Below are 17,397 nucleotides of genomic sequence, written 5' to 3' on the forward strand. Positions count from 1 at the left end.
CGGGTGATCACATCCTCGGCGGCGCCGCGTTGCACGACCGGTCCACCGCCACCACTGTGCGGGTGCGCGACGGCGAGGTCCTCATCACCGATGGGCCATACGTGGAGGGCGCCGAAATCGCCACGGGCGTATACCTGCTCGCCGCCGCGGACCGCGACGAGGCCGTCAAGCTGGCCTCGATGATCCCCGCCTCGACCGTGCAGGTGCGGCAACTGGCCGGAGTCTCGGGACTGTAACGCACCAGTGATGTCCGACCTGGACGGCGTCTTCCGGCGGGAATGGGGGCCCGCCGTCGCCGCGCTCGCGCGGTGGTCCGGCGACCTCACCGTCGCGGAGGACGCCGTCCAGGAGGCCTGCGCCGAGGCGCTTCGCAGCTGGGACCGCGACGGCCCGCCGGACAATCCCGGCGGATGGCTGGTGACCGTCGCCCGCAACCGGGCGCGCGACCGCCTGCGCCGCGAATCCGTTCGTCCCGGAAAGGAATTGGCGGCCGTGATCGACGATATCCGGGCGCGCACCGATCACACCGACCCGTCCCCCGTTCGCGACGACGAGCTGCGGATGATGTTCACCTGCGCACACCCCGCCCTGGACCGGCAATCGCAGCTGGCGCTCACCCTTCGGCTGGTGTCGGGGTTGACCGTCACCGAGATCGCCCGCGCGCTGCTGCAGACCGACGCCGCGATCGGTCAGCGAATCACGCGTGCCAAGAACAAGATTCGCCACGCCAACATCCCGCTGCGGGTGCCGCCCGCCGAGCTGCTGCCCGAACGCACACCACACGTGCTCGGTTGTGTCTACTCGGTGTTCACCGAGGGCTATTGGTCGACGGCGGGCCCGTCGGCGATCCGCGACGAACTGTGCGACGAGGGGATCCGGCTGGCCGGTGAACTGTGCGCGCTGATGCCGCACGAGCCCGAGGCCCACGCGCTGGCGGCCCTGATGCTGCTGCACGATTCGCGACGAGCCACCCGGGTGGACGACGCCGGGATGCTGGTGCCGCTCGAGGAGCAGGACCGGCACCGGTGGGACCGCGGCCGAATCGCCCGGGGGCTGGACCGATTACGCCGTGCCGAGGGTTCTCCGGGCCCCTATCTGCCACAGGCGGTGATCGCCGCGCTGCACGCGACGGCGCCGTCCTGGGACCAGACCGACTGGGTCACCATCTGCGCCGCCTACGACCGGCTGCTGGCGCTGACCGATTCGCCGGTCGTGCGCGCCAACCGCGCCCTGGCGGTCGGCTTGCGCGACGGACCCGACGCCGGCCTCGCGGCCCTGGACGAGGTGGCCCACGACCCCCGGCTCGGCCGCTCCAATCTGGTCACGACGGTGCGAGCCGACCTGCTCAGGCGTGCGGGCAGACCGGCCGATGCGCTCCCCTGGTACCGAGAAGCGTTGCGAGTCAACGGTTCCGAGCCGGGCCGGGAGTTCCTGCGCCGCCGCATCGCGGAGTGCGGCGGGTAGCCGGCCCGCTACGACTCAGGCCTCCGCGAAGTTGCGGGTGACGGACGGGTCCACCGGAATGCCCGGCCCCGTGGTCGTCGACACCGTGATCTTCTTCAGGTAGCGGCCTTTCGAGGCGGACGGCTTGAGCCGCAACACCTCGTCGAGCGCCGCGCCGTAGTTCTCGGCGAGGGCCTTCTCGTCGAAGGACGCCTTGCCGATGACGAAATGCAGGTTGGCCTGCTTGTCGATGCGGAAGTTGATCTTGCCGCCCTTGATGTCGGCCACGGCCTTGGCGACGTCGGGGGTGACGGTGCCCGTCTTGGGGTTCGGCATCAGGCCGCGGGGGCCCAGCACGCGAGCGATGCGGCCGACCTTGGCCATCTGGTCGGGGGTCGCGATCGCGGCGTCGAAGTCCAGGAAGCCGCCCTGGATCTTCTCGATCAGGTCATCGCTGCCGACGATGTCGGCGCCGGCGGCCTGCGCCTGCTCGGCCTTGTCGCCGACCGCGAACACCGCGACGCGGGCGGTCTTACCGGTGCCGTGCGGCAGGTTGACCGTGCCGCGGACCATCTGGTCCGCCTTGCGCGGGTCGACGCCGAGCCGGATCGCCACCTCGACCGTCGCGTCCTGCTTGGCCGACGCGGTCTCTTTGGCGAGCTTGGCCGCCTCGAGCGGGCTGTACAGGTTGTTGCGGTCCACCTTCTCGGCGGCGGCGCGGTATGCCTTGCTGTTCTTGCTCATTGATTCATCCAATCGGGTGTTGGGTCGTGGTTAAGCAGCGGGCCGAAGCTGGCCCTCCCACGGTGTTTCGAAACTATTCGACGGTGATCCCCATCGACCGGGCGGTGCCGGCGATGATCTTGGCGGCCGCGTCGATGTCGTTGGCGTTGAGATCGGTCTTCTTCGTCTCGGCGATCTCACGAACCTGGTCCCAGGTGACCTTCGCGACCTTGGTCTTGTGCGGCTCGGCCGAGCCCTTGCCCACGCCGGCTGCCTTGAGCAGCAGCTTGGCGGCGGGCGGCGTCTTCAGGGCGAAGGTGAAGCTGCGGTCCTCGTAGACCGTGATCTCCACCGGGATGACCTGGCCGCGCTGGCTCTCCGTGGCCGCGTTGTAGGCCTTGCAGAACTCCATGATGTTGACGCCATGCTGGCCGAGCGCGGGTCCGACCGGCGGCGCAGGGTTGGCCTGCCCCGCCACGATCTGCAGCTTGATCAGCCCGACGACTTTCTTCTTCGGGGCCATGAGATGTTGGTGTTCCTTCCTGGGGGTGGGCGCAACCGCCCGAGCTAAATCTTGGAGACCTGGCTGAACGTCAATTCGACCGGCGTTTCGCGGCCGAAGATCGACACCAGCACCTTGAGCTTCTGCTGTTCGCCGTTGACCTCGCTGATGGTCGCCGGCAGCGTGGCGAACGGCCCGTCCATGACCGTCACCGATTCGCCGACCTCGTAGTCGACCTCGATGGCCGGACGCTCCAGCCCGCCCGCCTCGGCGGCCGCGGCGGTGGTGGCCGCGCCCTTGGCGGCCTTCTTGGTCGCGCCGCGCGGCAGCAGGAACTTGACCACGTCGTCGAGCGTCAGGGCCGACGGGCGCGACGTCGCCCCGACGAACCCGGTGACTCCCGGCGTGTTGCGCACCGCGGCCCACGAGTCGTCGGTCAGGTCCATGCGCACCAGGATGTAGCCGGGCAGCACCTTGCGATTGACCTGTTTACGCTGACCGTTCTTGATCTCGGTGACCTCTTCGGTGGGCACCTCGACCTGGAAGATGTAGTCGCCGACGTCCAGGTTCTGCACACGGGTCTCGAGATTGGCTTTGACCTTGTTCTCGTATCCCGCATAGGAGTGGATGACGTACCAGTCGCCCGGCTTCCTGCGCAGTTCCGCCTTGAGCGCGGCCGCCGGGTCGACCTCTTCGGCCGACTCCTCGGGAGCCTCGGCCGCTGAGGTTTCAGCGTCCGTTTCCGGGGCCGCTTCCAGCGCCTGCTCAGCGCCCTCGGCGCGCTCTTCTACGTCGACCGCTTCACCCGCGGACGTGTCACCGTCGAAGGTAGTCACGGTTTTCAGTCCTCTCTATCTTCTCGCTCAGCCGAACACCAGCAGCACCAGCTTGGTGAGGCCGAAATCCGCGAGCCCGACCAGCGCCACCATGAAAGCCAGGAACGCCAGCACCACCGATGTGTAGGTGAGCATCTGCTTGCGGTTGGGCCAGATAACCTTCCGCATCTCCGCAACCACCTGCTTGAGGTAGTTGAAGACGAAGACGAACGGGTTGGCCGAACGGTCCCCCGGCTTCTTCGGTTTCTTGGCCTTCTTGGCCTTGGCGCCCTTGGTGGCCTTGTCCTCCTTGGCAACCTCGGCCTCGTCCGCCGACTCTACGTCGACGTCCTCGCCGGCGTCGGCCACTCGCTGCCGGGATCGTTTGCCGGTGGGGCGCTGCGGCCGCGTCACCACAGCGGTCCGGCCGCCGTTTGCGCGGTCGTCCTCCCTGTCGGCGCCGTCGCTTGCGGCGTCGTTGGCAGCGTCGCCTTCGTCGCTCACCGCATGCTCCTTCAGTTTGCTAGTGTCCCGCGGGCCGTCCCGTGGTGGACGGCCACTATTCCAGTGTCCACCATGGCACGCCTTTTCGTTCAGCAGGGGCGACAGGACTTGAACCTGCAACCTGCGGTTTTGGAGACCGCTGCTCTGCCAGTTGAGCTACGCCCCTTCGCGGTTGGCAGGCCAACCTGCGCTTACCTACCGGGGCTTACATGACACGCGCGCCTTCCGATTGCTCGACTCACGGAAAGCGCGCTAATGCTGGGAAAACCCCGAGGTCCGAGTGTACATCGACGCGCGAGTCAGATACTAATTACGCCGTTCTGACGACCTGGCCGGACTCCGGGTCCCAGCGCAGGTTCTCCGACTGGTCGGCGTACTGGCTCATCAACGTGGTGTAGGCCTCCAAGACCAACTCACCATCTTCATTGGTGCAGATGTTCTTGGTGACCACGATGTCGGCGCCGAACCGTTCGTCCACGGACATTACGTCCATCCGGGCCCACAGCTTGTCGCCGGCCTTGATCGGCTGGGCGAACACGAATCGCTGGTCGACCTGCACGATCACCAGGGTTTCCATGCCGATGTCGACGTGCCGGAAGAAATCCAGCTGAACCAGCTTGGCGAAGATGGTCGCGAAGGTCAGCGGCGCGAGGATCGCGTCGTGGCCGAGTGCGGCGGCCGCGTCCTCCCGGTAGTGGGCGGGGTGGCGGTCCTTGACGGCCAGGGCGAACTGGCGGAGCTGTTCACGGCCCACGACGAAGTAGTCCGGGTACCGCCAGATCATTCCGCGGATATCGGTTTTCAGCGCCATTAACAGGCCGCCTACGCGAGGGTCGCGGACGCGATGGCCCTACCGAAGATCTTCTTGCCGCCGGTGGTAGCCGTCAGCGCGATGGTCACGGACTTGGTCTCGGGGTCCACCGACTTCACCCGGCCGTTGAAGACCAACTCGGCGCCCTTGCCGTCGTTGGGCACCGGCACCACCGCGGTGAACCGCACGTTGTACTCGGTGACCGCACCGGGGTCACCGATCCACGCGGTGACGTAGCCGCCACCGATGCCCATGGTCAGCATGCCGTGCGCGATCGCGGTGTCCAGCCCGACGACCTTGGCCATCTCGTCGTCCCAGTGGATCGGGTTCAGGTCGCCCGAGACGCCCGCGTAGTTCACCAGATCCTGACGGGTCAGCGGGTAGGTCCGCTCGGGGAGCAGGTCACCCACCTTCACCGAGCTGAACTCACGCAGTGGCATCAGAAAATCCCTCTTCTCCATCCTCACCGGCACGACCCGCCAGGGTCGTGTAGGTCTCCTGCACAACATCACCGGCTTCGTTGGTGATGATGTTCTTGGTCACGATGATCTGGGTGCCGTGCGACACGCGCATTGAATCCACGTAGACGTCGCAATACAGCTTGTCGCCGGCCACGATGGGCGCGTTGAACTTCAGCACCTGGTCGACCTGGACGATCTGGGCGTCGTGGACGGCGATGTTGGCGTACTTGAAGAACGCCGTCTGCGCCTTGTAGCCGAACACGCAGATGAAGGTCAGCGGGGCCAGCAGCCCTTTGTAGCCGAGCTCGGCCGCCGCCTTCTCCTCCAGAAATGCGGCGTCGTCATTCTGCACGGCGACCGCGTGCTCGCGGATCTTCTCCCGCTCCACGACGTAATGATCGGGATAGCGGTAGTGCATACCGACGATATCTTCGGTTAACGGCACGGCTCTAAAATCTACCTAGTCAGTCTGAGTAATCACTCGCGGGCCGCCGCTAGCGTGTCTCTCGGTGCGCCTGGTGCTTGCCGCAGTTCGGGCAGAACTTCTTCAGCTCCATGCGGTCCGGGTCGTTCCGGCGGTTCTTCTTGGTGATGTAGTTGCGGTGCTTGCACACCTCGCAGGCCAAGGTGATCTTCGGCCGCACGTCGGTACTGGAAGCCATGACGGTTCTCTCTCAAATCTCTCAAAGTGCATTGTTGTGTTGTAGCGATGGCCGGACTCGAACCGGCGACCTAACGATTATGAGTCGTTCGCTCTAACCGACTGAGCTACATCGCCTCTGGCCACCCCATTTTGGGGTCGTGGCCGCCGCGCCTGCTCGGCGTCCGCCGAGCCCCCTAACGGAATCGAACCGTTGACCTTTTCCTTACCATGGAAACGCTCTACCGACTGAGCTAAGGGGGCCGTTCACCCGAATCGGCAGTGCCGTGGGCCTAAAAGAGGGTACAGCCTGGCTCGCAGCCGGACCAAACCACGGGCGTTAATCCCCGCCGTCGCCGCTCCGGCGCGGCTGCCACGCGCTGAGGTCGCTGAACTCGTCGTACTCTTCGTCCGATTGGCCGGCCTCGGCTCCGGTGAGCAGGGTGCGCAACGCCAGGTTGACGGCCTCGCGGGCATCGGCGAGTTGGAAGCGGCGTATCGCCTCGTCAATCAGATCGACGTCGATCTCGATCTCGACCTTCTTCCTCATGCGCCAACAATACCCACTGCCCAGACACCCAATCGCTGCTCACGGACGGTGTTTTGCCGACTTCGAGGCGGCGCTGCCGACCCTTGGCGGGCACGTCCTAGTCTGGTCACGTGTCAACGGACCGGCTGTACTTTCGCCAACTGCTCTCGGGGCGCGATTTCGCCACCGGCGACATGTTCGCGACCCAAATGCGCAACTTCGCCTACCTGATCGGCGACCGGGAAACGGGCGATTGCGTGGTGGTCGACCCCGCCTACGCGGCCGGCGAACTGCTCGACACGCTCGAGGCCGACGGCATGCACCTGTCGGGAGTGCTGGTGACCCATCATCATCCCGACCACGTGGGCGGATCGATGATGGGCTTCACCCTGCAGGGCCTGGCCGAGCTGCTGGAACGGAAAGCCGTGCCGGTGCATGTCAATACCCATGAGGCGCAATGGGTTTCGCGAGTCACCGGGGTCAGCCTCGGCGACCTCACCGCCCACGAGAATCACGACAAGGTCAGCATCGGCGGCATCGAGATCGAATTGCTGCACACTCCCGGCCACACGCCGGGCAGCCAGTGCTTCCTGCTCGATGGCCGCCTCGTGGCCGGTGACACGTTGTTCCTGGAGGGCTGCGGCCGGACCGACTTTCCCGGCGGCGACTCCGACGAGATGTACCGCAGCCTGCAGCAACTCGCGACCCTGCCCGGCGACCCCACGGTCTTTCCCGGGCACTGGTATTCGGCGGAGCCGAGCGCATCGTTGTCGGAAGTCAAACGTTCCAACTACGTCTATCGCGCCGCGGACCTGGCGCAGTGGCGAATGCTGATGGGCGGCTGAGCGGGCTCGCTCGATCCGAACGAGACGGCAACCGGCCTGTGATATAAGCGGAGGGTGGATTCCATGGGGTGGATCCAGGACAGCTGGAACGGAATCACGCACACTGGGTCCAGCACCTGGATCGCGTGGGCGGCGTGGGCGGCGATCGCGCTCGCCGTTGTCACCCTGATCTTCACCAACCGGCAGATCACCCGCAACCGCCGACTGGCCGCGGAACAAACCCGGCCGCAAGTCGCCATGTTCATGGAACCGCACCCGGCCGACTGGCATGTCATCGAATTGGTGGTCAGGAACTTCGGTCAGACCGCGGCGTACGACATCACGTTCTCGTTCCTGAATCCGCCGACGGTGGCCGAATACGAGAACGCCACCGACGGCTACGCCGACGTCGCCGAACTGCGACTCCCCCGCGAATTGCCGGTGCTGGCCCCCGGTCAGGAATGGCGCATGGTGTGGGATTCGGCGCTCGACCGCGCCGAGATCGGCAGCGGCATCGAGTCCCGCTTCACCGGCACCATCAGCTACTTCGACCGGCCGAAGCGCCCGCACGGGCGCCGGTTCTGGGAGCGCGAGCGCGTTCCGCTGGAAACCCAGGTGGTGCTGGACTGGGACTCGCTGCCGCCGGTCCAGCGCATCGAGTTGATGACGACCCACGACCTGGCGAAACGGGAGAAGCAGAAGCTGGAGCTGCTGCGCGGGCTGCTGACCTACTTCCACTACGCGAGCAAGGAAACCCGTCCCGAGGTGTTCCGCAGCGAGATCGAACGGATCAACGGCGCGGTGCGGGAAACGCAGGACAGATGGCGCTCCCGCCAGCTCGACGAGCCCACCGATGTCAGCCTGCGCTGGGGCGAGGCCGAGGACGACCTGGGCAAACACCACAGTCAGCCCGCGTGACGGCAAGGAGCCAGCAACCGATGAGCGGCCCGGTCCACTACAGCCTCAAGGATTCCATCGCGGTCATCAAGATGGACGACGGCAAGGTCAACGCCTTGGGTCCGACGATGCAGCAAGCGCTGGGCGAGGCGATCGACCGGGCCGACGCGGACAACGCCGGGGCGTTGGTGATCACCGGCAACGAGCGGGTGTTCAGCGGCGGGTTCGACCTGAAGATCCTGACCTCGGGCGAGGCGCAGCCGGCGATCGACATGCTGCGGGGCGGCTTCGAGCTGTCCTATCGGCTGCTGTCCCATCCCAAGCCGGTCGTGATGGCCTGCACCGGGCACGCCATCGCGATGGGGGCCTTTCTGCTCTCATCCGGCGATCACCGGGTGGCCGCGCACGCCTACAACATTCAGGCCAACGAGGTGGCGATCGGCATGGTCATCCCGTACGCGGCGCTGGAGATCATGAAGCTGCGTCTGACGCAGTCGGCTTACCAGCAAGCCGTCGGGCTCGCCAAGACGTTCTTCGGTGAGACCGCGCTGGCCGCCGGCTTCGTTGACGAGATCGTGCTGCCGGAGATGGTGGTGAGCCGGGCCGAGGAGGCCGCGCGCGAATTCGCCGGTCTGCACCAACACGCCCACGCCGCAACGAAGCTGCGCGCCCGCGCCGACGCGTTGAAGGCCATTCGCGCCGGGATCGACGGCATCGAGGCCGAGTTCGGGCTTTAACGCGGCCCGCCCCCCTGGCCTCGACGTTTTGGACACCGGCGGCCGGGTACGCCCACCGGCGTGACAGTAGACCGGATCGCGGAACCCTGGGGGACGCGGACCCCCTACGAACCGGGCACACGGTGGCCCGAGCGCGTCGACACCTACCTGGCCGACGGCGTCACGCCCGAGTCGGTGGACCGCTGGGTGCAGTCGGCGGCGGTGTTGCATTCCAACGGAGACGGCCTGGACATCGCCGTCAAGGACGGGCGGATCGTGGGGGTGCGGGGCCGAGCCGTCGACCGCGTCAACCACGGCCGGCTCGACCCCAAAGACCTGTTCGGCTGGCAGGCCAATAACTCGCGAGACCGGTTGACCAGTCCGATGATTCGGGTCGGCGGCAAGCTGCGGCCGTGCGACTGGGACACCGCGATGGACCACATCGTGGCTCGCAGTAGGCAACTCCTCGACAACTACGGCCCCAGTTCCATCGGCTTCTACACCTCCGGGCAGTTGTTCCTCGAGGCGTACTACACCCAGGGGGCCATCGCGCACGGGGCGATCGGCACCAACCACGTCGACGGCAACACCCGCCTGTGCACCGCGACGGCGGCCGAGGCGCTCAAGGAATCGTTCGGCTGCGACGGACAACCGGGTTCCTACACAGACGTCGACCATGCCGACGTCATCGCGCTGTTCGGCCACAACGTCGCCGAGACGCAAACTGTGTTGTGGGCCAGGATGCTGGACCGGCTGGCCGGCGATTCGCCGCCGGCGATCGTGTGCGTCGACCCCCGGCTCACACCGGTTGCCCGGCACGCCACCGTTCACCTCGCACCGCTGCCCGGCACTAACGTGGCGTTGATGAACGGCCTGCTGCACGAGATCATCGGTCACGGCTGGATCGATCGGGACTACATCGACACGCACACAGTCGGTTTCGACGAGCTGCGCGGCCGGGTCGAGGAGTTTCCGCCCGAACGGGTCGCCGAAATTTGCGGGGTGGCGGCCGAGGACATCCGGCGCGCGGCGCGACTACTTGGCACCGCCGAGCGGTTACTGTCCACCGTGCTGCAGGGGTTCTATCAATCACATCAGGCGACCGCGGCGGCCGTGCAGGTCAACAACATTCACCTGGTGCGCGGCATGCTGGGCAAGCCGGGCTGCGGGGTGCTGCAGATGAACGGGCAACCGACCGCCGAGAACACCCGCGAGTGCGGCGCGGACGGTGACCTGGCCGGCTTCCGCAACTGGTCCAACGACTCGCACATCAAGGAACTGGCGAAGTTGTGGAACCTGGAGCCCCTGCAGATTCCGCACTACGCCCCGCCCACCCATGCCATGCAGATGTTCCGCTTCGCCGAAGAGGGGACCCTGCGGATGTTGTGGGTCACCGCCACCAATCCCGCGGTGTCGCTGCCCGAGTTGCCGCGCATCCGTGACATCCTCTCCCAGGAGCGGCTGTTCCTCATCGTCCAGGACATCTTCATGACCGAAACCGCCGCACTGGCCGACGTGGTGTTGCCGGCCGCGGCGTGGGGGGAGAAAACCGGCGCCTTCACCAACGCGGACCGCACCGTGCACCTGTCCGAAAAGGCCGTGGAGCCACCGGGTTCCGCGCGTTCGGATCTCGACATCTTCCTTGACTACGCGCGCCGGATGGACTTCCGCGACTCCGACGGCCAACCGTTCCCGCCGTGGACCGATCCCGAGTCGGCGTTCGAGGCGTGGAAAAAATGCACCGCGGGCCGGCCGTGCGACTACACCGGCTTGAGCTATGAGAAGCTGCGCGGCGGCAGCGGCATCCAATGGCCTTGCAACGCAGAGCATCCCGACGGCACCGAACGACTCTACGCCGACGCCAAATTCTGGGCGGCACCGGATTACTGTGAGGCCTACGGCAAAGACCTGATCACGGGCGCCCCGTTGCAGCGAGATGAATACCGCTCGATGAATCCCTTCGGCAAGGCCATCATCAAGGCGGCCGAATACCTTCCCCCGCACGAGCGGCCCAGCTCCGAATATCCGTTCGTGTTGATCACCGGTCGCACCGTCTACCATTTCCACACCCGCACGAAAACCGCTAAGGCCCAACAACTTCAGGACGCCGCGCCTGAGGTGTGGGTCGAGGTCTCAGAACCCGACGCCCGGCGGCTGAGCATCGGCGAGGGCGACCTCGTCGAGGTGAGCACGCCGCGCGGCCGCGTCACCTGCGCTGCCCGCATCTGCGGCATCCGCGACGGCGTCCTGTTCGTGCCCTTCCATTACGGCTACTGGGACGCCGGCAGCAGGGCCCATCAGCGGGCCGGCAACGAACTCACCCTGACCGATTGGGATCCTGTTTCCAAACAGCCGATCTACAAGACCGCGGCCGCCCGGATCGAGAAGAGCCGGGTGGGCCGGCCCGAGACAAACGGCGCCGCGCACGCGCCCACCACCGCGGCGTCCGCGCCGGTCAATGGGGCGGTGCCCGCCACGGCGGGCGGGTCGGCCGCCGCAGTGACCGAGGTCCTGGCGACCGGGGCCCGGCGATGAAGCTCAAATTGGCGATCCGCGAGCTGCACCGCTCCGAACGCAAACTGGCCCACAACCTCAACCTGGTGGCCGCCCGGCACCGCAGTGACCAGGACATCAATCACCTGGCGCAAGACCTGGCCGGCTGGTCGCGGCAGCACCTGAACGAGTTGGCCGAGCACGGCCGGCACTACGGTCTGCACCTGTCGGCCGACCCCCGCACCCGCGTGATCACCGGAGCCGTGCAGTCCCGGATGAGCGGCATCTTGCGGCACCGACCGGAGCCCGGCCTGGTGTTGCTCGCCGATTTGCGGCGGATTCACCGCCTGGCGGCGGGGGTGTCGTTGGATTGGGAGCTGTTGGCCCAGGGTGCGCAGGCCGCCAAGGATTCCGAACTGCTGAGCCTGGCGTCGCGCTGCCACCCCGAGACGCTGCGCCAGATGCGCTGGGCCAACGCGATGCTGAAGGAACTGTCACCGCAGGTGATGATGAACTGAATGGCGAACGCGGTGGCCGCTGCTAGCCGCCACCGCGTTCCCTTCGCCTCCTCGCCGCCAGTGTGACACGTGCGCGTCGCGCCGTCACTTCACTTCCACGACGATTCATCGGAACCGGTCCAGATACGCCGGCCAGTCCCAGGTCGACAGGAAATCCTGCGCGGCCGCATAGCCCCGGTCGCAGAGCTCCTCCAGGCGCCCCCTGGAAATACCGAAGTCGAGAACGCTCACGTCGGTGGACGCGACCCCGATGGTGCGGCACTTGACCCACGGCAGGCTCAGCTGCGCCTGGTCGTGGCCGACCAGCATGGTGGTGAAAAGGCTTTGCAGCAGGGCGGACTGCTTGAGGAAGCGCAGCGGGCGCAACGCGGGGAACACCTGGTCCACACCCTCGGCGAGCTTGGGCATCACCGTGATCCCGAACGTCGGCCAGCGCGGCGGTTTGCCGTCGGTGCGGTCCAGCGAGTCGACCGGGAAATTCGACAGCACCCCGCCGTCGACCAGGTTCGACGTGAGCCCCATGGTGTCGGTCAGCCTGACCGGCGGGTAGAAGAACGGGATCGCCATCGAGGCGCGGACCGCGTCGGCGACGGGCTGCTCGTCGGGATCGAGCCCGTAAAGCCGCCGATAGTCCCAGGGCAGCCGCACCAGCTGCGCCGCGGTGACATCGGCGACCGTGACCGCCACCTTGTAGCGCCGTTCGGGAGGAAGATCGCGGTCGTCGAGGGCCAGATCACCGAACGTGACGACCCCCAGGTTCTTCAGCTCGCTGCGGATCCACTCGTGGGCGAAATCGCCGCGGTACATGGCCGTGTCTCGCGCCAGCCCCCAGGCGGACCCGACGAAGGGCACCGGCCCCGCGTCACGCCAACGGCGCAACGGCACCGACAACGCGAGTTCCCTGATCTGACCACTGGTCAGTTGATTGCCGTTGGACGCGGCGGCCGAGATGACCGCGACCACCGATCCCGCCGAAACACCCGACACCCGATAGGCCGAGTAGCCCGCATCCATGAGCGCGGCGACCGCGCCGACCAGGCCGATGAACTTCACGCCCCCGCCGGAGAGAACGAGGTCTACCGGTTTCGTCTCGGCCACCATGTCAGCTGTCCGACGAAACCCATTGGTATGGAAGGAATTTGCCGTCGAGGGTCACCACGACGCGGTCGCCGGACGGGTGCGACTTCTTCTGCAGGTCGACGCTGAAGTTGATCGCGCTCATGATGCCATCACCGAACTGTTCGTGGATCAGCTCTTTGATGGCACCGCCGTAGACCTGCAGGGCCTCGTAGAAGCGATAGATCGTTGGGTCGGTGGGGACCGCGCTCGGCAGCCCGCCCCGCATGGGCGGTGCCGCCAGCACGGGCACCACCGACTCGTCCAGGTTCAACTTCTCCGCGAGAATCCTTGCCAGCTCAGCGGGAATGGCGTGTTGACCTAGCAGCGCCGCGGTGGTCCATACCACCGGCCGGTCGATGGCCTCGGCCAGCTGCTGCCAGGTGAGGCCGAGCCTCAGGCGGGCCAGGACGATCTGCTCGGTGATCTCGTGTCGGTTCATGGCCCCAAGCATGCCCGCCCCCGGCGGCGCCATGTCGGAACCATGAGGCTCTGCCCGAATTTGATAGCGCATGCGATATCAAATTCGCGGACGAGGCATACCTCGAGGAGCCGTCGGCCCTCACCCCGGCTTCGTCGCGGTGACCAGGCGGGTGGAAAACCACGGACCGCCGTAGCTCATGCGCCATCCGAGGTTGCGGCGCCGCACGTTTCGCCACCCCAGGTCCCTTAGGTGCGCGGCATGTGCACGGGGAAGAGCCTACGACCGCTCACTCACCAACGACCGTGGTGGATGACCTCGTCGAAGGGCCGCCGATTCGGTGTGCGGATCGGGGCGAGCGGACGGTCGGCGGGATACCCGAGACCCAGCAGGAAGGCCACCAGCCGGTCGTCGGGGACACCGAGGATGGCCCGCGCCTTCTCCTGGTCTCCCACCGACGAATGCCCGGTCCCGATTCCCAGGTCCGTGGCCGCGATCATCATCGCCATCGTGGCCTGCCCGACGTCGTAGTTGTCGGTGACCACCCGGCGCTCGTCGGGCGGGACGGGCACCACGATGGCAATCGCGGCCGCGGCGCCCGCGATGTGCCCCGCGCCCTGCCACACGGTCGACAATTCCTGCAGGTCCGCCCGGTCCGTGACGATCACGAAGTCCCACGGCTGCCGGTTCTTCGCCGACGGCGCGCGCCACCCCGCCTCGGCGATGCGATTGAGGTCGTCTTCGGAAATCGCGTCCGGTTTGTACTGCCGGACGTTGCGCCGGGCGCGAATCGCGTCCCAAGCCTCCATTTGTTCCTCCTCATTTCCAGCCGACTCCGGGTAAACGGGGGTAGCCTCATCCGAATTCCCCGCATACGCGCGCCGAAGTTTGATTCCGGCAGTTACGGGAAGCCAGGGTGAACCAGCTGAGCCGCCCACTCGTGTACAGCTGAATGGCCCCGGATTCAGGAAAGGCGCGTAGCTGGTATGACAGAGAACCTGACGCCGCACTTCGAGGACGTCCAGGCGCACTATGACCTGTCCGACGACTTCTTCCGGTTGTTTCTCGACCCCACCATGACCTACAGCTGCGCCTACTTCGACCGCATGCGAGACATCCCGCTCGAAGAGGCGCAGCTCCGCAAGATGGACCTGGCGCTCGGCAAGCTGGGATTGCGGCCGGGTATGACGCTGCTGGACGTCGGCTGCGGCTGGGGCGGCACGATGCGCCGCGCGCTCGAGAAGTACGACGTGGACGTCATCGGGCTGACCTTGTCCGAGCACCAGGCCGCCCATGTGCAGAAGATGTTCGACGCGATGACCACCACGCACAGCAGGCGGGTCCTGCTGCAGGGCTGGGAACAGTTCGACGAGCCGGTCGACCGGATCGTCTCCATCGGCGCGTTCGAGCACTTCGGGTACGACCGGTACGACGATTTCTTCCAGAAGGCCTTCCGGGTGCTGCCCGACGACGGGGTGATGCTGCTGCACACGATCACCATGTTCACCCCGGAGCAGATCCTCGAACGCGGCCTGCCGATGACCGAAGAGCAGACCAGCTTCAACAACTTCATCGCCACCGAGATCTTCCCGGGCGGTCAGTTGCCGCCGATCGAGATGGTGGAGTTCCACGCCTCGAAGATGGGCTTCAACCTGGTACGCAGGCAGTCGCTGCAGCTGCACTACGCCCGGACGCTCGACTTGTGGGCCGCGGCGCTCGAGGCACACCGGAGCGAGGCGATCGCGATCCAGTCCGAAGAGGTGTATCAGCGATACATGAGGTATCTGACCGGCTGCGCCAAGGCTTTCCGGGACGGCTACATCGACATCAACCAGTTCACATTGGCCAAGTAGGCGCGTTCGGTCACGACTCGACAAGGCGCCGAAGGTTTTTCAGGCTCTCGTCGAGGGAACGACCGACCCAGAACGCCGCGACCCGATCGGCGATCAGGCCCAGCAGCCCGCCCTCCGAGCTGTAGGCGAGCCGAAATGTCACGCGGGTCCGGCCCGGTCCCGCGTCGCGCAACCGGAACCGGCCCCGCTGTGTGACGCCGGTGATGTTGATCCAGGCCAGATCTCGCGCGGCGTCGAACTCCACCACTTCGGCGATGCCGCCCACCGGGATCGAGCCGATCTTCCACAGCACGGTGTAGCGGGCGCCCACCCGGGCCGGGCCCTCGGTCAGGGTCTCCCAGCGCTCCAGGTGCGGCAGGAACGAGGGGTAGCGATCCGGGTCGCTGAGCACCTTCCACACGGTGTCGCGGTCGGCATTGACGACGATCCGGCGTTCGACGCGCATCAGCCGATCACCGGCAATCGGCGTTCGGAGGCCAGCCGATCGACACCGGCCTGCAGGCTGGCGATCACCGCGTCGTAGACCGCCTGGTCGTCGTCGTGCACCGTGATCGGCTCCTGCACCTCGATGACGATCTTGGCGGGCAACGGGATATGCCCGAGCAGGTCGCTGACGTTGAGGCCCCACGGCAGCGCCAGCGAGATCGGCACGCTCTTGAGCCGGACCACCTTGTCGAGCAGCAAAAGTTTGGCCAGCCACTGCGCGCGGCCGAGGAAGAACGCGGTCTCCTGGCCGCCGACGCTGGCCACCGGAACGATCGGCACGCCGGTCTCTCGGGCCAGCCGCACGAAGCCTTTGCGGCCGCCGAAGTCGACGACGTGCCGCTGCCAGGACGGGCGGAACACCTCGTAGTCGCCGCCCGGATACACCAGCACGGCCGCGCCGGATTCCAAAGCGAGACGGGCGTTTTCGGGACTGGCCGCCACGGTGCCGAACTTGCGCAGCCAGCGCAGCGGGGGGTAGAGGGTGACCAGGTTGTGCGCGAGCTGATAAAACGGGCGCTCCACGCCGAAGTACGAGCAGAACGCCAGGGTGAAGACGAAGGTGTCGGGCGGGACGTTGCCACCGCTGTGGTTGCCGACCAGCAGCACCGGGCCGTGCGCGGGGATGCGGTCGAGCCTGCGGACGTCGGCCCGGAAATACAGCGACGCCACCAGCCAGGTGGCGGGCAGCTGGTCCCGGATGAAGTCCGGGTCGCGCTGATCGAGGTCCGCCTTGGGAACCCGGTCCCCAATCTGCCTACTCGCCCACCCGATGGCATCCGCGACGCCGGCCATGGTCTCAGCCTGGCACAGCGGAGCCGGCCGGTGCAGGGACTTTCGTCGCTATCGCGGCGGGCGGTCGGTCACCTCCGCCCCGTGATCGCGCAGGTATGGGACCTCGATGGCCGTCCCGCCTCCCGGTGTCGGTGTCGGGGTCTATCGTTGCACCGCAATGGCGCTTCATCTCCACCGTGCCGAACGCACCGATCTACTTGCCGACGGCCTCGGCGCCCTGCTGGCAAACCCGCAGACCGACCCGTTCGCCGAAGAACTCGTGCTGGTGCCCGCCCGCGGCGTGGAGCGCTGGCTCAGCCAGCGGCTCTCGCATGTGCTCGGTCGTGCCGGCCCAGGCGGTGACGGGGTGTGCGCCGGGGTGGTATTCCGCAGCCCCGGCTCCCTGATCGCCGAACTCACCGGCACGGCGGATCAGGATCCGTGGTCGCCGGACGCGATGGCCTGGCCGCTGCTGCAGGTGATCGACCGCTCGCTGGATCAGCCGTGGTGCCGCACCCTGGCAACGCATTTGGGCCACTTCGCGCCGACGGAGGCGGAGGCGGAGCTGCGCCGCGGCCGCCGCTATTCGGTGGCGCGCCGGCTGGCCGGTCCGGCCTTCGCGCAGCCCGGCGACGGTCCGCTGGTGCCGGATGTGCGGGGGATCGGCGGGCACGGCGGCCACCAGCGCGCGCCAGAGCTCCGGTTGCCAGGCCAGGTCCGGGTCGAGGTCACCCGGATCGCCCGCCAGCCAATCGGTCAGCAGGCTCGGGCGTTGCCTGGCATACGACGCGAACAAGCCGGCCAGCCGGCGCGCCACCGAATAGCGGCGGCCGCGGCGCAGCTCCGCCTCCGCCTCCGTCGGCGCGAAGTGGCC

At 67.0% G+C, this 17,397-nt stretch carries 22 protein-coding genes, 3 tRNA genes and 3 pseudogenes; 9 read left to right on the forward strand and 19 right to left on the reverse strand.

Features of this window, described 5'->3' with window-relative positions; all coding sequences use genetic code 11:
• Nucleotides 1-236: YciI family protein (locus A5711_RS24575; protein ID WP_231987544.1), on the forward strand; the 236-nt coding region annotated here is incomplete at its 5' end.
• A gap of 10 nt (nt 237-246) precedes the next feature.
• A complete protein-coding gene (locus A5711_RS24580; RefSeq protein WP_067951108.1) occupies nt 247-1,464 on the forward strand; it encodes an RNA polymerase sigma factor in 1,218 nt (405 codons plus the stop codon).
• A 15-nt stretch (nt 1,465-1,479) separates the two neighbouring features.
• Here A5711_RS24580 and rplA read toward each other — a convergent pair whose 3' ends face one another.
• The 12 genes from rplA to A5711_RS24640 all read right to left on the reverse strand — a co-directional run bounded on the left by rplA (nt 1,480) and on the right by A5711_RS24640 (nt 6,449).
• Nucleotides 1,480-2,187, reverse strand: a complete 708-nt coding sequence (gene rplA / locus A5711_RS24585) for a 50S ribosomal protein L1 (protein WP_007167783.1) — start codon at nt 2,185-2,187, stop codon at nt 1,480-1,482.
• A 73-nt stretch (nt 2,188-2,260) separates the two neighbouring features.
• Entirely contained in the window at nt 2,261-2,689 is a 429-nt protein-coding gene (rplK, locus tag A5711_RS24590) for a 50S ribosomal protein L11 (RefSeq protein ID WP_067951110.1), read from the reverse strand.
• A gap of 44 nt (nt 2,690-2,733) precedes the next feature.
• Nucleotides 2,734-3,504 carry a transcription termination/antitermination protein NusG gene (nusG, locus tag A5711_RS24595; RefSeq protein WP_067951112.1) on the reverse strand — a complete coding sequence of 257 codons (771 nt, stop codon included), beginning with the start codon at nt 3,502-3,504 and terminating at the stop codon, nt 2,734-2,736.
• A 27-nt stretch (nt 3,505-3,531) separates the two neighbouring features.
• Nucleotides 3,532-3,987 carry a preprotein translocase subunit SecE gene (gene secE / locus A5711_RS24600; protein ID WP_067951114.1) on the reverse strand — a complete coding sequence of 152 codons (456 nt, stop codon included), beginning with the start codon at nt 3,985-3,987 and terminating at the stop codon, nt 3,532-3,534.
• Nucleotides 3,988-4,080: 93 nt separating this feature from the next.
• Nucleotides 4,081-4,153: transfer RNA gene (locus tag A5711_RS24605), tRNA-Trp, on the reverse strand.
• Nucleotides 4,154-4,297: 144 nt separating this feature from the next.
• Nucleotides 4,298-4,798 (reverse strand): (3R)-hydroxyacyl-ACP dehydratase subunit HadC, encoded by a 501-nt coding sequence (gene hadC / locus A5711_RS24610; protein WP_067951116.1) that lies wholly within the window; start codon nt 4,796-4,798, stop codon nt 4,298-4,300.
• An 11-nt stretch (nt 4,799-4,809) separates the two neighbouring features.
• Nucleotides 4,810-5,238, reverse strand: coding sequence for a (3R)-hydroxyacyl-ACP dehydratase subunit HadB (gene hadB, locus A5711_RS24615; protein WP_067951118.1), 429 nt, complete (start codon nt 5,236-5,238; stop codon nt 4,810-4,812).
• Nucleotides 5,225-5,704 (reverse strand): (3R)-hydroxyacyl-ACP dehydratase subunit HadA, encoded by a 480-nt coding sequence (gene hadA, locus A5711_RS24620; RefSeq protein ID WP_067951119.1) that lies wholly within the window; start codon nt 5,702-5,704, stop codon nt 5,225-5,227. Before hadA ends, hadB begins: the two co-directional genes overlap by 14 nt.
• A gap of 49 nt (nt 5,705-5,753) precedes the next feature.
• Complete coding sequence (gene rpmG, locus A5711_RS24625) at nt 5,754-5,921, reverse strand: 50S ribosomal protein L33 (protein WP_007167776.1); 168 nt, start codon at nt 5,919-5,921, stop codon at nt 5,754-5,756.
• Between the two features lie 42 nt (nt 5,922-5,963).
• A tRNA-Met gene (locus A5711_RS24630) sits at nt 5,964-6,037 on the reverse strand.
• A gap of 53 nt (nt 6,038-6,090) precedes the next feature.
• Nucleotides 6,091-6,163, reverse strand: a tRNA-Thr gene (locus A5711_RS24635).
• Between the two features lie 76 nt (nt 6,164-6,239).
• Nucleotides 6,240-6,449, reverse strand: coding sequence for a type II toxin-antitoxin system VapB family antitoxin (locus A5711_RS24640; RefSeq protein ID WP_067951121.1), 210 nt, complete (start codon nt 6,447-6,449; stop codon nt 6,240-6,242).
• A gap of 110 nt (nt 6,450-6,559) precedes the next feature.
• Here A5711_RS24640 and A5711_RS24645 point away from each other — a divergent pair, with 110 nt between their 5' ends.
• The 5 genes from A5711_RS24645 (at nt 6,560) to A5711_RS24665 (ending at nt 11,876) form a co-directional block, all read left to right on the forward strand.
• Nucleotides 6,560-7,273 carry an MBL fold metallo-hydrolase gene (locus A5711_RS24645; RefSeq protein ID WP_067951122.1) on the forward strand — a complete coding sequence of 238 codons (714 nt, stop codon included), beginning with the start codon at nt 6,560-6,562 and terminating at the stop codon, nt 7,271-7,273.
• Between the two features lie 63 nt (nt 7,274-7,336).
• Complete coding sequence (locus A5711_RS24650; protein WP_067951124.1) at nt 7,337-8,170, forward strand: hypothetical protein; 834 nt, start codon at nt 7,337-7,339, stop codon at nt 8,168-8,170.
• A 20-nt stretch (nt 8,171-8,190) separates the two neighbouring features.
• Nucleotides 8,191-8,886 carry a crotonase/enoyl-CoA hydratase family protein gene (locus tag A5711_RS24655; RefSeq protein WP_067951125.1) on the forward strand — a complete coding sequence of 232 codons (696 nt, stop codon included), beginning with the start codon at nt 8,191-8,193 and terminating at the stop codon, nt 8,884-8,886.
• A gap of 60 nt (nt 8,887-8,946) precedes the next feature.
• The gene (locus A5711_RS24660) at nt 8,947-11,400 is read left to right on the forward strand and encodes a molybdopterin oxidoreductase family protein (protein WP_067951127.1); all 2,454 of its coding nucleotides are present in this window, start codon (nt 8,947-8,949) and stop codon (nt 11,398-11,400) included.
• Nucleotides 11,397-11,876, forward strand: coding sequence for a hypothetical protein (locus tag A5711_RS24665; protein ID WP_067951128.1), 480 nt, complete (start codon nt 11,397-11,399; stop codon nt 11,874-11,876). The genes A5711_RS24660 and A5711_RS24665 overlap by 4 nt, the downstream gene beginning before the upstream one ends.
• 105 nt (nt 11,877-11,981) lie before the next feature.
• Here A5711_RS24665 and A5711_RS24670 read toward each other — a convergent pair whose 3' ends face one another.
• The 4 genes and pseudogenes from A5711_RS24670 to A5711_RS24680 form a co-directional block, all read right to left on the reverse strand.
• A complete protein-coding gene (locus A5711_RS24670; protein WP_067951130.1) occupies nt 11,982-12,977 on the reverse strand; it encodes a patatin-like phospholipase family protein in 996 nt (331 codons plus the stop codon).
• A gap of 1 nt (nt 12,978) precedes the next feature.
• Nucleotides 12,979-13,446 (reverse strand): cyanase, encoded by a 468-nt coding sequence (gene cynS / locus A5711_RS24675; RefSeq protein WP_067951137.1) that lies wholly within the window; start codon nt 13,444-13,446, stop codon nt 12,979-12,981.
• A 108-nt stretch (nt 13,447-13,554) separates the two neighbouring features.
• A pseudogene (locus A5711_RS27870) lies at nt 13,555-13,683 on the reverse strand (SAM-dependent methyltransferase); the annotation flags it as partial.
• 23 nt (nt 13,684-13,706) lie between these two features.
• Complete coding sequence (locus tag A5711_RS24680) at nt 13,707-14,222, reverse strand: nitroreductase family protein (protein ID WP_067951131.1); 516 nt, start codon at nt 14,220-14,222, stop codon at nt 13,707-13,709.
• A gap of 177 nt (nt 14,223-14,399) precedes the next feature.
• On the opposite strand from A5711_RS24680, the gene A5711_RS24685 reads away from it, so the two are divergent.
• A complete protein-coding gene (locus A5711_RS24685; RefSeq protein ID WP_067951133.1) occupies nt 14,400-15,266 on the forward strand; it encodes a cyclopropane mycolic acid synthase family methyltransferase in 867 nt (288 codons plus the stop codon).
• 10 nt (nt 15,267-15,276) lie between these two features.
• On the opposite strand, the gene A5711_RS24690 is transcribed toward A5711_RS24685, so the two are convergent.
• Both A5711_RS24690 and A5711_RS24695 read right to left on the reverse strand, forming a co-directional pair.
• Nucleotides 15,277-15,711, reverse strand: a complete 435-nt coding sequence (locus tag A5711_RS24690) for an SRPBCC family protein (RefSeq protein ID WP_067951135.1) — start codon at nt 15,709-15,711, stop codon at nt 15,277-15,279.
• Complete coding sequence (locus A5711_RS24695; protein ID WP_067951136.1) at nt 15,711-16,544, reverse strand: lysophospholipid acyltransferase family protein; 834 nt, start codon at nt 16,542-16,544, stop codon at nt 15,711-15,713. Before A5711_RS24695 ends, A5711_RS24690 begins: the two co-directional genes overlap by 1 nt.
• A gap of 157 nt (nt 16,545-16,701) precedes the next feature.
• On the opposite strand from A5711_RS24695, the pseudogene A5711_RS26625 reads away from it, so the two are divergent.
• Nucleotides 16,702-17,133 (forward strand): annotated as a pseudogene (locus A5711_RS26625) (exodeoxyribonuclease V subunit gamma); the annotation flags it as partial.
• A 93-nt stretch (nt 17,134-17,226) separates the two neighbouring features.
• On the opposite strand, the pseudogene A5711_RS27875 reads toward A5711_RS26625, so the two are convergent.
• A pseudogene (locus A5711_RS27875) lies at nt 17,227-17,340 on the reverse strand (exodeoxyribonuclease V subunit gamma); the annotation flags it as partial.
• Nucleotides 17,341-17,397 lie beyond the last annotated feature (57 nt).

The organism is Mycobacterium sp. E2238, from assembly GCF_001672665.1.
Classification (GTDB): Bacteria; Actinomycetota; Actinomycetes; order Mycobacteriales; family Mycobacteriaceae; genus Mycobacterium.

Bases quoted from the DNA above. Each gene is read 5' to 3' on its own strand.
- hadC (WP_067951116.1), bottom strand. From the start codon at position 4,798: ATGGCGCTGAAAACCGATATCCGCGGAATGATCTGGCGGTACCCGGAC.
- A5711_RS24690 (WP_067951135.1), bottom strand. From the start codon at position 15,711: ATGCGCGTCGAACGCCGGATCGTCGTCAATGCCGACCGCGACACCGTG.
- A5711_RS24650 (WP_067951124.1), top strand. From the start codon at position 7,337: ATGGGGTGGATCCAGGACAGCTGGAACGGAATCACGCACACTGGGTCC.
- rplA (WP_007167783.1), bottom strand. From the start codon at position 2,187: ATGAGCAAGAACAGCAAGGCATACCGCGCCGCCGCCGAGAAGGTGGAC.
- A5711_RS24580 (WP_067951108.1), top strand. From the start codon at position 247: ATGTCCGACCTGGACGGCGTCTTCCGGCGGGAATGGGGGCCCGCCGTC.
- A5711_RS24680 (WP_067951131.1), bottom strand. From the start codon at position 14,222: ATGGAGGCTTGGGACGCGATTCGCGCCCGGCGCAACGTCCGGCAGTAC.
- A5711_RS24640 (WP_067951121.1), bottom strand. From the start codon at position 6,449: ATGAGGAAGAAGGTCGAGATCGAGATCGACGTCGATCTGATTGACGAG.
- A5711_RS24655 (WP_067951125.1), top strand. From the start codon at position 8,191: ATGAGCGGCCCGGTCCACTACAGCCTCAAGGATTCCATCGCGGTCATC.
- rplK (WP_067951110.1), bottom strand. From the start codon at position 2,689: ATGGCCCCGAAGAAGAAAGTCGTCGGGCTGATCAAGCTGCAGATCGTG.
- cynS (WP_067951137.1), bottom strand. From the start codon at position 13,446: ATGCTTGGGGCCATGAACCGACACGAGATCACCGAGCAGATCGTCCTG.
- A5711_RS24685 (WP_067951133.1), top strand. From the start codon at position 14,400: ATGACAGAGAACCTGACGCCGCACTTCGAGGACGTCCAGGCGCACTAT.
- A5711_RS24665 (WP_067951128.1), top strand. From the start codon at position 11,397: ATGAAGCTCAAATTGGCGATCCGCGAGCTGCACCGCTCCGAACGCAAA.
- hadB (WP_067951118.1), bottom strand. From the start codon at position 5,238: ATGCCACTGCGTGAGTTCAGCTCGGTGAAGGTGGGTGACCTGCTCCCC.
- rpmG (WP_007167776.1), bottom strand. From the start codon at position 5,921: ATGGCTTCCAGTACCGACGTGCGGCCGAAGATCACCTTGGCCTGCGAG.
- A5711_RS24670 (WP_067951130.1), bottom strand. From the start codon at position 12,977: ATGGTGGCCGAGACGAAACCGGTAGACCTCGTTCTCTCCGGCGGGGGC.
- A5711_RS24695 (WP_067951136.1), bottom strand. From the start codon at position 16,544: ATGGCCGGCGTCGCGGATGCCATCGGGTGGGCGAGTAGGCAGATTGGG.